Source organism: Metabacillus flavus (genome assembly GCF_018283675.1).
Classification (GTDB): Bacteria; Bacillota; Bacilli; order Bacillales; family Bacillaceae; genus Metabacillus_B; species Metabacillus_B flavus.
The window spans coordinates 707,821-722,325 of record NZ_JAGVRK010000001.1 but is presented as its reverse complement, the minus strand read 5'-3'; the positions used below and the strand labels follow the sequence as shown (position 1 = coordinate 722,325).

At 46.4% G+C, this 14,505-nt stretch carries 13 protein-coding genes; 4 read left to right on the top strand and 9 right to left on the bottom strand.

Annotated elements, in window-relative coordinates; translation table 11 throughout:
- Positions 1–148: 148 nt before the first annotated feature.
- The gene (locus J9317_RS03785; protein WP_211556553.1) at positions 149–1,210 is read left to right on the top strand and encodes a polysaccharide pyruvyl transferase family protein; all 1,062 of its coding nucleotides are present in this window, start codon (positions 149–151) and stop codon (positions 1,208–1,210) included.
- Positions 1,211–1,235: 25 nt separating this feature from the next.
- Here the strand turns inward: J9317_RS03785 and J9317_RS03780 are convergent, their stop codons facing one another.
- Positions 1,236–2,144 (bottom strand): CgeB family protein, encoded by a 909-nt coding sequence (locus tag J9317_RS03780; RefSeq protein ID WP_347880498.1) that lies wholly within the window; start codon positions 2,142–2,144, stop codon positions 1,236–1,238.
- Positions 2,145–2,238: 94 nt separating this feature from the next.
- Between J9317_RS03780 and J9317_RS03775 the strand changes: the two genes are divergently transcribed.
- A complete protein-coding gene (locus J9317_RS03775; protein WP_211562093.1) occupies positions 2,239–3,321 on the top strand; it encodes a glycosyltransferase family 2 protein in 1,083 nt (360 codons plus the stop codon).
- Positions 3,322–3,332: 11 nt separating this feature from the next.
- Here J9317_RS03775 and J9317_RS03770 read toward each other — a convergent pair whose 3' ends face one another.
- From J9317_RS03770 to J9317_RS03750, 5 genes are all read right to left on the bottom strand, one after another.
- Complete coding sequence (locus J9317_RS03770; RefSeq protein WP_211556551.1) at positions 3,333–4,280, bottom strand: glycosyltransferase family protein; 948 nt, start codon at positions 4,278–4,280, stop codon at positions 3,333–3,335.
- A gap of 16 nt (positions 4,281–4,296) precedes the next feature.
- Positions 4,297–5,376 carry a polysaccharide pyruvyl transferase family protein gene (locus J9317_RS03765; RefSeq protein WP_211556550.1) on the bottom strand — a complete coding sequence of 360 codons (1,080 nt, stop codon included), beginning with the start codon at positions 5,374–5,376 and terminating at the stop codon, positions 4,297–4,299.
- Entirely contained in the window at positions 5,373–6,428 is a 1,056-nt protein-coding gene (locus J9317_RS03760; RefSeq protein WP_211556549.1) for a glycosyltransferase family 2 protein, read from the bottom strand. Before J9317_RS03760 ends, J9317_RS03765 begins: the two co-directional genes overlap by 4 nt.
- 61 nt (positions 6,429–6,489) lie before the next feature.
- Positions 6,490–6,942 carry a hypothetical protein gene (locus J9317_RS03755; RefSeq protein ID WP_211556548.1) on the bottom strand — a complete coding sequence of 151 codons (453 nt, stop codon included), beginning with the start codon at positions 6,940–6,942 and terminating at the stop codon, positions 6,490–6,492.
- Entirely contained in the window at positions 6,939–7,247 is a 309-nt protein-coding gene (locus tag J9317_RS03750) for an alpha-helical endospore appendage domain-containing protein (protein ID WP_211556547.1), read from the bottom strand. Before J9317_RS03750 ends, J9317_RS03755 begins: the two co-directional genes overlap by 4 nt.
- Before the next feature lie 94 nt (positions 7,248–7,341).
- On the opposite strand from J9317_RS03750, the gene J9317_RS03745 reads away from it, so the two are divergent.
- Together J9317_RS03745 and J9317_RS03740 are read left to right on the top strand one after the other, a co-directional pair.
- Positions 7,342–7,644, top strand: a complete 303-nt coding sequence (locus J9317_RS03745) for a hypothetical protein (RefSeq protein ID WP_211556546.1) — start codon at positions 7,342–7,344, stop codon at positions 7,642–7,644.
- 157 nt (positions 7,645–7,801) lie between these two features.
- A complete protein-coding gene (locus tag J9317_RS03740; protein ID WP_211556545.1) occupies positions 7,802–8,755 on the top strand; it encodes a D-2-hydroxyacid dehydrogenase in 954 nt (317 codons plus the stop codon).
- Between the two features lie 389 nt (positions 8,756–9,144).
- Here J9317_RS03740 and J9317_RS03735 read toward each other — a convergent pair whose 3' ends face one another.
- Genes J9317_RS03735 through J9317_RS03725 form a run of 3 tightly spaced genes read right to left on the bottom strand, consistent with a single transcriptional unit; the run spans position 9,145 to position 14,464 of the window.
- On the bottom strand, positions 9,145–10,701 hold the full coding sequence (locus J9317_RS03735) for a SagB family peptide dehydrogenase (RefSeq protein WP_211556544.1): 1,557 nt from the start codon (positions 10,699–10,701) through the stop codon (positions 9,145–9,147).
- A 14-nt stretch (positions 10,702–10,715) separates the two neighbouring features.
- Positions 10,716–12,644, bottom strand: coding sequence for a TOMM precursor leader peptide-binding protein (locus tag J9317_RS03730; RefSeq protein ID WP_211556543.1), 1,929 nt, complete (start codon positions 12,642–12,644; stop codon positions 10,716–10,718).
- A complete protein-coding gene (locus J9317_RS03725) occupies positions 12,641–14,464 on the bottom strand; it encodes a bacteriocin maturation protein (protein WP_211556542.1) in 1,824 nt (607 codons plus the stop codon). Before J9317_RS03725 ends, J9317_RS03730 begins: the two co-directional genes overlap by 4 nt.
- Between the last annotated feature and the right edge of the window lie 41 nt (positions 14,465–14,505).

The window sequence follows — 14,505 nt, the reverse complement described above, 5'->3', positions numbered from 1 at the left end:
TACACTTCGGCCGGCTTTCAAGGATTTGACAGGAACAATAGGCATGAATTCATACCAATTCAGGGATTAAGACATATATTATATCCGGGGTGTAAGGATACGGCAGCTCAAGTAAAAAAACTCGCAGTATCACGAGGAGGCAGGCATCTTGAAAAAAGTTCTGTATTTAGGATGGATTGGATATAAAAATCTTGGAGATGACCTGTTATGGAGGTTATTTAAAAATCTCAGCAAGGAGCACCTGAATGAGAAAGACATCAAAATTGTGCCCTCCCTGCCCGGAACAGATATCAGCAAACTGGATGAGTTCGATACGGTGGTGCTTGGAGGAGGCTCCCTCCTTGTTCCAAGGTATATGAACCTTCTCAACAAGGCTCTGCAAAAAGGGAAAAAGGGAATGATCTGGGGGAGCGGAATCGATAAGATTCCAAAGAAACAGCTGGATGCCATAATAGATGGGAAAATTCCTTCAATGGAGAAAAGACTTAAAGGGGAAGAAGCTGCAATATTTAAAAAGGTTTTTTCGCAGGCCTCCTTCTCGGGCGTACGGGGGCCATTTACGAAGAAAGCATTGGAAGCAGCCGGCATACACCAGGATCACATTCAAATTGCGGGAGATGCAGGACTGCTGCTAACGCCGAAAGAAGTCTTGGCTAAAAGGGAAAACACCATTGGAATCAACTGGGGCACGACCTACAACAATTTGTATGGAAGCAATGAGGCTGAATTGGAAAACAAACTTGTGTCTATCTGCAAGACTCTCATTAAGAAGGGCTACAAAATTTGGATCTATACAGTCTGGAATGAAGACCGTACAGCATGCAGCAGGCTTTTAAAGAAAATCGATGATCCTTTGAACGCTTCCTTTGACAAAACGCTGTATTCAGAGCAGCAGCTTATGACACAGTTATCGGCATGCCGGATGACAATCAATTTTAAGCTTCATCCAAACCTCTTATCCCTCTCAGCTGGCGTACCCTGTGTATTTCTCGGTTACAGATTCAAAGTATTTGATCTCGCTTATTCAGCGGGTCTTGAAGAGTATGCTTTATCTACAGGTGCTATAAATTTGGAGGAAGAAGTTTTAAACCGTGTGGACTTGATTGAAAAGAACACAGACAGCATCCTGGAACGCTATAAGCAGACTCAAAGCAAGTACCGGCCATTGTTAATCGAACCTTTTGAAAAACAGCTCTATACAGCAGAGTGACATTTTTTCGCAAAAAAGCCCCGGGTTAATCCGGGGCGTTTGCTGCAAGTTCTTCTATGTGGCGAAAGATTTCATGAGCCCTGTGTTCATACGTATGGGAAGAGAGAAGATGCAGATGGCCGGCTGAGGCGATCTTCTGCGCTTCCTTTGGATGGGTCAAGTAATAATCAATCTTCTCAAGCAGTTCAGCATGGTTTTTAAAAAGCACGTAATGCTCCTGATCTCGAAAGAGCTGATCCTGGCCTGGGACAAAATCAGTAATCACAAGTGCCCCGCAGCCCATTCCTTCGAATATCCTCATATTCAGGCTTTTAATGGTATCTGCCGTATGATTTACGACAATTTTCGATTTGCTGTACTGCTCAGCTAGACCATTTACGAACACAGATGAATTCAGGGAAAGCTTGTATGAACTGCTGAATTTCTCTTTAATGGCTTTTAAGGCGATTCTTCTCTTCTGATAATAGCCCGGGTCTCTGCTTCCAACAAATGAAATATCAATCGGCCTTTCATTTAAATCTGTCTTGCTGTTGAAAATGTTTTTTGCCATGGCAAAGGGAAAAAAGCGGACAGGGGCTGGAAATCTTTTCGCCAGGTGAAGGGAATGTGCCATCAGTATCAGATCAGCTTTGAATTTTTTGGCTAATTTTACGTTTGTAGGAATACGATTCTCCCCGTGGTGTACCCATAAGAGCTTTGGAACGGTGACCAAGTCAATATTCTTCGTTTTAACAGCCGGTTTTGAAGGGCTTTCCACAAATAGAACACCTGCGACTTCAGAAAAATCAATGGCACCGAAATCAATTTCGGTCTTATACACATCTACATTGGCTCCGATGGACCTCAATCCATCTTCCAAATATCGTCCAGGAGTGAAGGCTGTTTTCCCATAGCACATAATCAGCTTCTTGTTGGTTTTCAAGGTGATTTTCACTTCTTTCCTCATATTTATCACTGTATACAGGATATGAAAGGTACAGCTTAGGAAGAACATCGGAAAAGTAAGTTTATATGAGGCGGTGAGCATGATGATATCAATTTCTCTATGCATGATAGTCAAAAACGAAGAAGAAGTGCTCCATAGATGCCTGAGCAGTGTAAAAGACATCTGTGATGAAATCATCATTATAGACACAGGATCTACGGATAAAACAAAGGAAATCGCCCGTGTGTTCACAGATAAGGTATTGGATTTTGAGTGGATTGATGATTTCGCTGCAGCGAGAAATTTTGCCTTCAGTCAAGCAAAAATGGATTATATTTTTTGGATGGATGCAGATGATGTGCTGCTAAATGAAGATCAGGAGAAGTTCTTGAGATTGAAGAAGACTCTGGAATCCTCCTATGACGCCGTCTCCTTCATCTATAACATTGCATTCGATGAGTACGGCAGCCCGACCTTCAGCTACAGGCGCAACCGGTTGGTGAAGAGCTGCCGGGACTTTAAGTGGGTAGGATTTGTCCACGAGTATTTGGAGGTGTCCGGAAACATTCTTTCTGCTGATATCGCCATCACCCACCGGAAATCCGATAAAATCAACTCATCTGAGCGGAGCGGCCGCAACCTGGCCATTTATGAAGCCCGGCTGGAAAGAGGAGACCCGTTTACTCCAAGGGATTTGTACTATTATGCAAATGAATTAAAAGATCACAGACAGTATTTGAAAGCCATTATGTATTACCGGGAATTTCTAGCGACAAAAAAGGGCTGGGTGGAAGATGAAATCCGGGCTTGCGCCATGATGGCAGAATGTTATCAAAAGCTTGGAAACAAGGACAAAGAAAAAGAAGCGCTTGCCTTGTCTTTAAAGTACGATACCCCCCGTCCGGAGATTTCCTGCCGGTTTGGCGACCTTTATAAAGCAGATAAAAGCTTCAGGAAAGCCATCATCTGGTATAAGCTTGCGCTGGAAGGGGGAAATTCAGGCGGTCAGGGGTTTAACCAGCCTGCGTATTCTACCTGGTATCCTCATCTTCAGCTATGTGTAGCCTATTGGGAAATCGGGGAAAAAGACCTTTCCATTGAACACCATCTCCATGCGAAAAAATACCGGCCCGACGATGCAAGCGTCAGACAGAACGATGAATTTTTCAAGAACTATATCAAGTAAAAGCCCTGCATTCATCTGCAGGGCTTCTCGCTTTGCTGAACTAGAATTTCATCAACGAACTGAACGAATTCTTCAGCCCGCTTTTTCGTTGAATGCCTCTTATGAACCATTCTCATTCCATTTAAGGCAATCCGCTCTCTCTCCTGGTCATGGTGCAGATAATAATCTGCCTTTTCTTCAAAGCAGCCTTCATCAATCGAGATAAAGTTTACACCCGGAATAAATCCAAGATCCATAAGTTCTCTGGAGGACGGGGCCATTAATAGCGTGTTACAGGCCGTGGCTTCGTAGTATTTCATGATCGGGTAATGAAAGATGGAATCACAGGTCAGAAAGATTTTCGCCCGGTTGATTTCCTTTGCATATTTCTCTCCTGTAAACACCTTTTTCTCACCCTCGCCGATTTTCCTGTAGCCTGGGTGCCCGTGATAGACAAATTCAGGACGTTCTTCAAACCTCTTCATGATGGTCCTTCTTAACGGATAGAATTCCTCCAGAGCCGCGCCCATCATCAGCAATTCATTGTCTTTTTCAAGCTTATAATCTTTGAATATCTCCGTGTTCACATGGTGGGGAAGCCATCTCATGCGCTCGGTGAACTCCGGATACCAATTCAGAAATTTATCCCTGTAGCAGGTGAAAATATACTTTACCCGGATCCCGGTTAAATCTTTTTTTCGGTTTGGATAATTGTAATGGAGATCATGGAGACCGACGGCAAAGGGAATTTCTAAATCCTCTAATCCTGAAATCTCAGGGGATCCATTTTCCCCGTAGTCATTTAAATAGATAAAATCAGGCTTGATGCCGGCGTTATTGATAATCTCTTTAATAGGCCCGGATTCGCAGGAGACGCTTAAACGGGTCACTTTGCTTAGTTCCCGGATGAAGTAGACAGAAGCCGGGACGGTATAGCCGCGGTCATCTCTTGTAATAAACAGCAGATTTATAGGTTCCACTTCTATCTGTTCCTTTCTAGAGATACAGTTGCTGTTCAAAAGGTTTCGTCATTTGATAGCGGTAATAAGCCTGCCAGAATTTCATTTTCTCAACAATGCGATCTCTGTTTTGTGAAATATACAATTCCGCTTTCGCAAGCTCTGCTGTGATGTCGTTTGAATCTGTGGAGATGACCAGTTCTTCAAGGTCTATTGACTTCACAAAATCAAACACTTTGAAACGGTACCCAAGAGCCGCAAAAGGGACGTGGGCAGCGAGCGAGAGAAAATTAGGGTGAAGTTTAAAATTGATGGTAAAGCTGAAGTCTTCAAGTAAGGAGATAAGCTCATCCTGATGGTACAAATGCTTATCGAGTACAACATCCTCCCGCTCATTTATTTTCTCATATAAACGTTCCGCCGCCGGCAGATCCACACTCCAAACGGTATATAAATAAACTTTGTACCCTTTTTTAATAAAGCCTTTCAGGGCAGCAGCCAGCTGATCCTCTACCTTATTTTCATCATTTCCATACAGCATATTATAGGTCGTACCCCAGTTGACTCCGATTATTTTCTGTACAGGCTTTGTAAAATCTTCCTCAGCTTTCTTTAACAGAAAACCAGGGTCCCCGCTTACATGAATCTTCTCCGGGCTGACTCCCAGATTTTTCAGCAGCCCCTCTGTCAAAGGCCCTCTGACCCCGGCCCATATTGCTTTTTCGAACACCTCTTTTGTTTTCCTGTATAAGTCTTCATGACCAGTAAACTTCCACTCTCTTTTTTCCTGAAGAGCAGCATGCAATGGTTTTGGAACCCAATCGATCCCGGAACCCCAAATCATCACTTTCTTATCGGAACGCACAGCTTTATGCAGCGTATTGATTAATGATGGCTGTATAAAATGCTGCGGGCCGCTAAGAATTGAACCTCCGCCAAGAACGATTAAATCATAGGAATCAAGCGGATAACGATCCAAGTAGACAGGTTCATTGTTGACAGCATCCAATTTATATCCTTCTCCAAGGGATGAAAACTGTTCTTTGAATAGATCAAACATGAGTTCATCTCCTAGATTCTTGTACCCGAGCCACCCGATATAAAGAATTCTTTTCAAGTTTTCCCCTCCTGATTTTGCCATTCAACCCCGCCCGCCATCGCAAATGCCTCCTGGGATTCTTTGATCCTTCCAAGCCTTTCAAGGCAAAGTCCTTTGCAGTTCCATGCCTTGAAGCTGCCGGCTCCCTTTAGAATCAGATGATGCGGATGATTTTCGCCGAGCTCCAGGCACGTATCAAATGCACGGATGGCTTCATCGAAATCCCGTTCCTGATAGAGAATCATTCCTTTGTAAAAATGAAGATCGGTGTAGTCGGGATAGAGAAGAAGAGCTTTTTCTAATCCTTCTCTCGTCCCTTCCGTGTTATTTGTGTCCAGCAGGATGGTGTACTTTAACTTGTAAAGCATCGAGGGGGGCATCTTTCCTTCTTGAATAAATTTCAGGATGGACTGATTGACTAGCGCAAAAGCCAGTTCAATTTTTCCATGCCGGTAATATTCACTGGCAAGGTGATATTCAATCCATGGGCTATGTCCCGGTTCCTCAGCCTCTATCTCTAGGAGCCTAAGATTCCGGCTGGATTTCTGCTTCTTTTCTGCTATTTCCTTCAAATATCCGTAATGATGAACAGGCAAGGCTAGTATATCTGTTTTCTCATCTGCTCCATTAGGCAGAAGAGGAATTTCGTGAATTCTGTTATAGAATTTTATCCCGGCTTGATTTTTAAAAAGCCGGTTTTGATGATATAAATGTGCCTGATTCGTTTGAACAGGCAGTGCATCGCCGTAATAATGAATGACAGGCAATGATAAAATGGATGATTGTGCTTGGGATAAGTACATGGTCAAATCCTCTTTTTCAAAAGTGCCGAGCTCCTCATCTGCATCAAGCCAGAGAATCCAGTCTCCTGAAGCATGAGTTAACCCGAAATTCCTCGCATCTGCAAAGCTGTCATTCCATTCATAGGGAAATACATGTGCTTGATGCTCTTTGCACAGTTCAATGGTTCTGTCTTCAGAGCCTGTATCTACGATAATTTTTTCACTAACAATCCCTTCCACACTTTTCAGGCATCGTTCAATGGATGATTCCTCATTCTTCACGATCATGCACAAGCTTATTCTCAAACAATCTTTCAAACTCTCACTTCCATTCTTTCACTCTGCCTTGCTATGGAATCCAAGGAGGCTCTGAGGATTTAACGACACCAGGTTTCGAGCGGCTATTATAGTAATGAAGGATCTGCCCCAGCACGTATTTGCATTGCTGTCTATGCTCTTTTATAAGAAGAGGGGTCTTCTGCATCAGCGAATCAAGATCATGAAAGGCGGAAACGGCTGATTTCTTTAGATCTTTGTCCATCTCTAAAGAATCCTCCTCCAGTTTCAGCCCCTCAGCATACAAGTATTTTTGGAAAATCAGATGGGTGTGCATGCTTTCCATTAATCGAAGGGCCGATGTGATGCTTGATCCAGCCCGTTTTCTCTCTGAAGCAGGAAGGGAGTGAAACGACCGTTCTTGAACAAAGTCAGATAGGAAACCAATTAGCGGGAAAAAGCTTTTTATATATTCCTCTTCCATTTCCTTAAGCTTTTCACTTGTCATCGAGTATTCTTCTGTCATTGCGGCTTACCTTCGCTCCGGTTCGCAGCATCCAGCAGCAAAACATCCTCCAGCTTAAAGTGAAGCAGCATTTGGGATTTAACGACTGAACGAAGGGTTCTGTTGAGGCTCTCATTGATCTGCAGGCAGTCCTTCAGGGTTGAAGAACCTGCATCCATGACCTTTCTGAATGTTTCTCCTTCAGCCTTTAGAATATGCGCTAATCCGATTTCTTCTTGGGCTATGGACGCAAGCAGCAGGTTGATCGTTTCACTCCGGGTAAGGGAGATGGGCGGGGTAATATTAGGAATATGGGGCAAAGACATGGCTTTCATCTCCTACACAATTTTAAGTCAGGTTCGCTCCTCTTTATACTATGGCTTAGCCTGTCTTTTTGCTCCTAAATGCAGGGGAATTCCATTGATTGATCTGCTTTTCCACGCGCAAAAAAAGAATGGAAGAGATCCATCCTTTTTTATTTCCAAAGCTTCATTAATGATTCCTTCACTTAATGGATGCGTTTCAGGTCTGAGTGCAATTCCAGCTCTGGAACGGATTTGCCGATGTGAAATAAAGGTTTCCATTTTCGGAGGGGAACAGGTTCCATACTCCGTAATTTTACGGGTTGTTAAAGCCATTCAAGGGAAACTGGAAGCCAAAATCACCCACTGCAGAATGTCCACAGGTCAAAACCCGAAGTCAGACAAGGAACTGGCTATTTAAATGGGGCAGCGAACCTGCTAAACCTGCGATAGCCTGTCCAAATTTTTCATTAAATCGGACTGCCAACAAGCCATTCCTTAAACTTGAGCACCTTGTTTCCACCCTCTCCCTCCCCTCTGATACAATAATGGAAACAAAAAGGAGGGGATATGGGGTCATGCGCAAGCTAATTATCGGACAAAATTTACAGGATACATATGTAAACCAAATACAGGAAGTCATACCTGATTGGAAGATTATTGTTGGAAGAGACTCTGCAATCTGGGGAAAAGACATAGCTGGCGCCGAGATCATCGCCGGCTGGAGGAAAGAAATGACCGATCATCTTGCGGAAGCAGAGGATCTCAAATGGATTCAAACTTGGAGCGCCGGCGTCAACAATATGCCGCTTAAGGAACTGGAGAAAAAAACGATCGCATTGACGAGTGCGAATGGCGTCCATGCTTACCCGATTTCTGAAACCATTTTCGCCCTCATGCTCGGTCTTACCCGGAATATCCATTCCTATGTCCGTAATCAGCAAGCCAAAACGTGGCACCATGCGAACCTGAAGCTTGAGATCCATCATAAAACGATTGGAATTTTAGGAATCGGCGCAATCGGGAAAGAAACGGCAAAAATCGCGAAAGCCTTTAATATGAAAGTTCTCGGATTGAGGCATTCCGGCAAGAAAGCGGAGTTTGTGGACGAAATGTACACTCCGGATCAGCTGAATGAAATGCTGCCGGAATGCGATTATGTTGTTATCACCCTCCCGCTGACAAAGGATACACACAGGATGATTGGAAAAGAACAATTTTCGCTAATGAAGAATTCCGCTTTCTTCATCAACATCGGCCGCGGCGATATTGTGGTAGAAAAAGACATGATCGCAGCTCTTCAATCCGGGGAAATCGCAGGTGCGGGTCTCGATGTATTTGAAAACGAGCCGCTTGAAAACAGCAGTCCGCTGTGGAACATGGAAAATGTGATTATGACTCCTCATACAGCAGGCTCCACGGAATATTATGATGAACGAGTAATCGGAGAGATCCTGCTTCCGAATCTGAAAAAGTATTTGGCTGGAGAGGAACCGGATGTGAACCGGGTGGATTTTGAGAAAGGATATTAACTCTTTAATTAAAAGCTCTGTTAAACTTGGCTGTTGATTGCAGCTAGCAGGCGTTCGCTTATCCTTGGGCGGGCGGTGAGCCTCCTCGCCGCTTTGCGTCTGTGGGGTCTCACCTGTCCCGCTGTTTCCGAGGGAGTCTCACGCCTTCCGCTCCAATCAACAGGTGTTAAAAATCAACATTATGCTTTAGCATAGCCTAATTAAAAAACCGCCTGAACCTTCTATGGTTCAGGCGATTTTTAGTATCCAGTCCTCCCAAGCAATACGTCCGTGCTCATTTATCTGCTTGCCTTCCAGATATGATTGATTTTTTTTATTTATTATCGAATTTCCTGATATATTATCGATTTTCACGATATATTATCGAAAACCACTCATTTATTATCGAATCACATTTTCAGTGACCCCTTCAGACTAGCCCGCTCACGGTATGGTCCAATCGGGATTTGAATGAGGCACGTTTCTCCCCTCTCGTCCAGTCCGTATAGCTCATCCACCCTGCTGCCTTCAAAGCCCAGCAGCGGATGGCCGCCCCAGCCGATGGCCGCAGCGGTGAGAAGGAGCCGCTGTGTGAGCATACCCGCCTCCATCTGCTGAATGCGGTAGCCTCTGTAGCCGAGTTCAGGCAAGAGATGATTTCGAGCGCCTGCCACATGGATGACCATTGGGATCTGATACAGGTTGAGGTTATTCAGCGTCATGGCATCTTGAAGATAAAAACGGTGGTCCCCTGAACGGATTACCTTCAGCACCTGCTTTTCCTCATCATAGCGATAGGCGCCATCCGCGGTTCCTTCCACTTTATAAAAGCAGGCATAGATGGAAACTCGCGGTCTATTTTCACCGGCGCCGTCTAAATCATTCCGGTATGAATAGGCTGCGAACGCTTCCCGCAGCAGATTTCCTGCCTGTTGACTGGTCACCTTGCCGAGGGTAAAATCCATTTCAGGCGAAAATCGATTTTTGCATGCTAAAGCCAGATCATACGATAATCTGGTACCCGGCAGAGGTATTTCCTGTTCACCCCGCTCCGTTTTTTCACTCAAACGAATTTTCCTGAACGAACCGCCGGACTCCAGAAAAGAAGCTTCGTTGATTGCATTTAACACAGGGAACTCCAGAATTCTTTTTGACCCGACATAGTGGCTAGTCTCGATTCCCGGAATCATCCTGCACACTTCCTCCGCCGTTTCACTCTCACCATTTCCGGTTGCAGACCACCTGGTTGGCTCTACTGACAGTGGAATGACCGCATATACACTCTCCTGCTGCTGATCAAGCCCAAGGAGATGGTTCACCGCCCGATCCAGAAACTGAAAGTAGACTCCAGAAGCATAACCGAAGCGCTTTGCCATCTCCAGAAGCTGTCCGGTCACTGCCCCTGCATCGAGTCCTTGCAGGCGGTAGGAAAACTGATTGTATTTAAAGAAATTTTTCCAAAATCTTGCCGAGATCAGCACCGTTCCAAAACAGGAGGAAACGTCGCAGCGGTTTCCGAGTGCTTTTGAAAGATAGACATCGGCATTTCCTTCCCGCAATAGCACCAGCCCATGTCGGGCAACGTCGTAATGATAGACTCCGGCGGGGATATCCTCAAGCTTCAAATAGACGTACAATTCATTCGGATACAGCCCACCGCCGGAAGGGGCAAATCTTCGTAAGGATTGCGAAAGTTCGTCAGACTCCTCCTCAGGGTAAACAGTATGGGAAATCTGCGCCAGTCCATACGTATACCAGAGAAAATGACCCAGCCGTTTCAAGCCCGGCGAACAAGGGGGTTCCGGCGCGGCAAGCGAAAGAGGCACATCCGCTTCAAGCTGGATGACCGGAAGTTCCCGGTACACTTTATAAGGAAGCGGTGCATCCTCCCAGTCCGGCTGCCAATCCGGAGGGCTTGCCTGATCCATATCAAAATGAATCGTGTAAAGAAATTTCTCGAGATTCAAGCGGACACTCCTCCCTATGGGAACGGATGCGGGTATGGATTAAGTTCGTCTAGTGACAATTGTCCATTTCTGTATCCAAGCTCTGCCGGCACCTTCAGCACCCGTTCAAGGCCTGTTAAGCGGGTTAAATGGTGGCCAAACGTCATCGGCAGCATTCCCGGAATGAGGACCTTGACACAGTGCAATCCATTCTTTTTCAGCTCAGGCGCCGTCTGATCCACGACAATGACATCCATATTCCGTTTTTTGAACCGCAAAATTACGTCTTCGAGATCATCCTTTATATCCGCTCTGATCGGGGCATGCTCGAATGCCTCCTCAAACGTCAAAAGCGGGCGTTGATCCTGAAGCAAAAAATTCAGCCGTTCTTCCGCCTCAGGCAAGCCATACAGCATCCCATGATCCTCCATCTGCCTGACCAATGAACCATCCTCCAGCATCCGCTTATACCTCTCCCTTTTATCATCCAGCCGTTCACCAAGAGCTCCCATCATTCCCGCAAGCTCAAAAACGGCACTTTTCACAGCCCTGACCGGATCGAGGTGGGCGCCTGCTGCACACATCAAATTCATGCCGCTGTCTTTGCGGTTCTTCACTATAGCCCAAATACTCGGAATGCCATGCTCCATCGTAGACTGGAACAAATGAAGATCATATCCGTTCAACGTCTCCATCCGGTCAAGCATCAAATTGAGCTCGGTATCCCCGGACGAACGCGGATCAATCCGTCTCAGCGGAAGCCTTGCATACCATGTAATCAGGAAGGAATCACGTTCTGCCACTTCCATAATGCCGTGGAAAATGGCCTCCTCCAAACTGCCTCCGACCGCACAGCCGTTGGATGTTTCATATACAAATCCGCCTTTATGGCCGCAGCCCATACTGTAATAGGCAAGCAATTCTGGAACAAGAACCGGCCGTTCCTCCAGAAATGAGTACCCCCACACCCAGTTGAGCTTCCGGTCTGGATGGAACGGCTGAAAAGGAAAGCCGGTCTCTGCATATTTTTCTGGCGCATGAACCCCCACTGTAAGCGGATTGATTGCCTGCCCCGCCAAGTTGCGGTACCTTTCGCGGATGACCGTGTTTTTCCCGCGGGCTGTGTAACCGCAGTACCGTTCCAGTCCTTCAAGGATAGCAGTCATTTCACTTGCTTTATAGGAAAGTGTCCTGCCGGCCGTTCCTTCGTTCCCTCCGAATAGCGGCAGGTTCACAATCGTATCTGCAAACGGCGTACTAAGATCTACCACTTTTTCATTGAAAAGTCCGGTGCTTGAGTCCAGGTAATCCTTTGACAGGAATTTGGAAAGCTCCCCCATTGATCGGCATCTGTAGCTGTTCTTATCTGTTTTTAGACTTGATTTCAATTCAATTCGTGCTAATTCCGCACAATCATCGGGCACAAACCCGCATACCGCGCAGAATGGATCTGCCAGAAACGAATGCCAGGAACCTTCTAGGGTCCTCAAATTCAGCAAAAAGATGCTTCCGTTCGAATGGACCTCCATATCTTCCAGCAATAACCGGACTTCATTCTCCAGAATGTGAATCATTTGCGCCATCCCCGTCCGGGTTGCCCATACATCACTTTCCAATGCCGATTCTGCCGCTCTCTCTGTCAGGTCCCACATTTCTTTCCGGTCCCGTCCTGCCATCAGCTTCCTTACCGAAGCGCAGTGAAAGCAGCCGGTCGATCCTTGTGTTTCAAGCGGGCCAATAACACCTTCTCCAAACGAAACATACCCATACAGCCTTGGAATCCCCCCAAGCCTTTCCTTCGCCTCCCGAAAAAAAGCCGGATTCCAGCAATCCTGCAAAATCAATGCGGCTTCAGCTGGATTTTCATCAGCATGAACGGTATGGATGACATCATACGTTTTGGAAAGCTTTTGAGCGGCCAGCTCAGCAAGAGCTCCTTCTCCAATCACAGCGATTGTTTTCAATCGGATTCCCCCTTTCGGAGAGCTACCCCAAAGACCCCGGCAATCCCTTGTTTGATTAGCGGGTCCACCTCAAGCTCGGTGATTTCAAGTTGAATCCCTTCCCGGTCTAGAACGTCTTCCGCATAGCTGTACAGCGCTTTTTCTTCCAGTTCATAGGCTGGAATCATCAGCCGTATGGCATTCTCCAGTAGCACCGGAGAATTCGCTGAATGGGTTACGTTCGAGGACTGCACCTGCTGGATCGCCTGCTTCAGGGCGCTTCTCACCGCTAGGGTCAAATTCAGCCCCGTACGATTCGTCCAGCCTTTGCCTGTACCGACCCACACCGACGGGAAGCCCGCTATTTCTTTTCCAATTCCAATGACGGGAGGTCCCTGCAGCGTATTCAACACCTGCCAGTAATAACGGCACTCTTCATCCTCTGCATGCAGCTGTACAGGATAAATCGGAGCGTTTTCCTTTTCTCTTTTGCCAAGCTCCCTTTCAAGTGCCTTATGAAGTGCGCGGCAAATCGCCTCCGCTGCCGTTTCTCCCGCTCCGATTCCATCTGCTTCCATCAGGCAGGAGGCATACGCTTCAATCCCCGCAAGTCCCGATTCCCTTCTGGCCTCTTCATGATTAATGCCGGCGCAGACGATCTCCGGAAGAATTTCACCTGTTTCCGGATGAACAGCCTGCACCCTGCACTGCGCAAGCGAAAGCTGTGTCAGTTCTCCTTCTTCCCATGCATGAAAAATGCCTGTTTGAGGCGAGGTTAGTTCACTGAAGCTTATGAGCCAATATCCAAGCTTTTGATCCGGCTCCCTTTCTATCCGCTCTCTAATATGGACTGCCGGCGTGACCGATGCCTTTTTTTTCAGATGAGGGGTAACGGAATGCCAGCTTCCCTCGAGCGTTTCCAGATTCAGCAGATAAAATTGCCGGTCCTCTGCAGCCTTTAGTCCCGTCGCTTCCTTCAGCCATTCGAAGGCAATCAAGTTCGCAAGCATCGCTGCAGCCGTTGGAGATGGAGGATTCAGCCGTTCATCCGAAACAGTATGGACACTCTTGATCACTGACTCCACATCGCCATTCATCTCCGGATGCAGAACCGGCCCTGCAATCCCCTCATTCTCAAGAAAAATCGCAGGAATCAGGATTTTCCCTTCACTTTCGCATATTTGGCGGAGAGCCGTCAGTTCTTCGCGATCCTCCGAGATATACAAAATCGTTTGATAGGGCTGAACAGCTTCCTGCCAGCTTTGAGATGGGATTTCCTCAACTGCCGCCTCCTGGTCATACTTGCGCGCTTCCTCTACAAGCTCTCTGATCCGTTCCCGGTCAGAAGGGGCCATGTCCGTCATTCGCATATGAAACTTCGGTAAACCCGAATCCAGCAGAGCAGATACAAGCGACACAAAAAAAGGACCTGAGCCGGCTGCTAACACTTTCGTCTTACGGAAATCCTCAAATTTTGCCGCACCGGATCCGCCGAATCCATCAAGAAATTCAATTTGAGAGCCGAAATGCCTCAGCACCTGCTCCGGCAATTGATGGGGCCGTTCCTCGCTGACGTCACGCAAGTATCCGTTGTTGTAAAGAACACCGGCAATTTCATATACCCGGTCGCGGTAAGCAGGCGTCAAGCCTGCAGTCAATTCATCAAGACTGCGATCACCCGTAAACATCGGCATCAGTTTTTCAATCCACTGGGAAATGGTGCTTCCCTCCATTTGGAATGAGCTCCTATTGTTCCGGAAATACACTTCGCCTGATGGATCTGGAATGAACACCGTATCCCGATTCACTTTCAGCCGCATAGAAGGATCCAAATTATGCATTCTGCCCCTCCTTATCCCTATTAATCTTTATCATTTAAAGA

Coding starts and splice junctions, on each gene's coding strand:
- J9317_RS03775 (WP_211562093.1), top strand. CDS start 2,239: ATGATATCAATTTCTCTATGCATGATAGTCAAAAACGAAGAAGAAGTG.
- J9317_RS03760 (WP_211556549.1), bottom strand. CDS start 6,428: ATGATCGTGAAGAATGAGGAATCATCCATTGAACGATGCCTGAAAAGT.
- J9317_RS03755 (WP_211556548.1), bottom strand. CDS start 6,942: ATGACAGAAGAATACTCGATGACAAGTGAAAAGCTTAAGGAAATGGAA.
- J9317_RS03750 (WP_211556547.1), bottom strand. CDS start 7,247: ATGTCTTTGCCCCATATTCCTAATATTACCCCGCCCATCTCCCTTACC.
- J9317_RS03740 (WP_211556545.1), top strand. CDS start 7,802: ATGCGCAAGCTAATTATCGGACAAAATTTACAGGATACATATGTAAAC.
- J9317_RS03725 (WP_211556542.1), bottom strand. CDS start 14,464: ATGCATAATTTGGATCCTTCTATGCGGCTGAAAGTGAATCGGGATACG.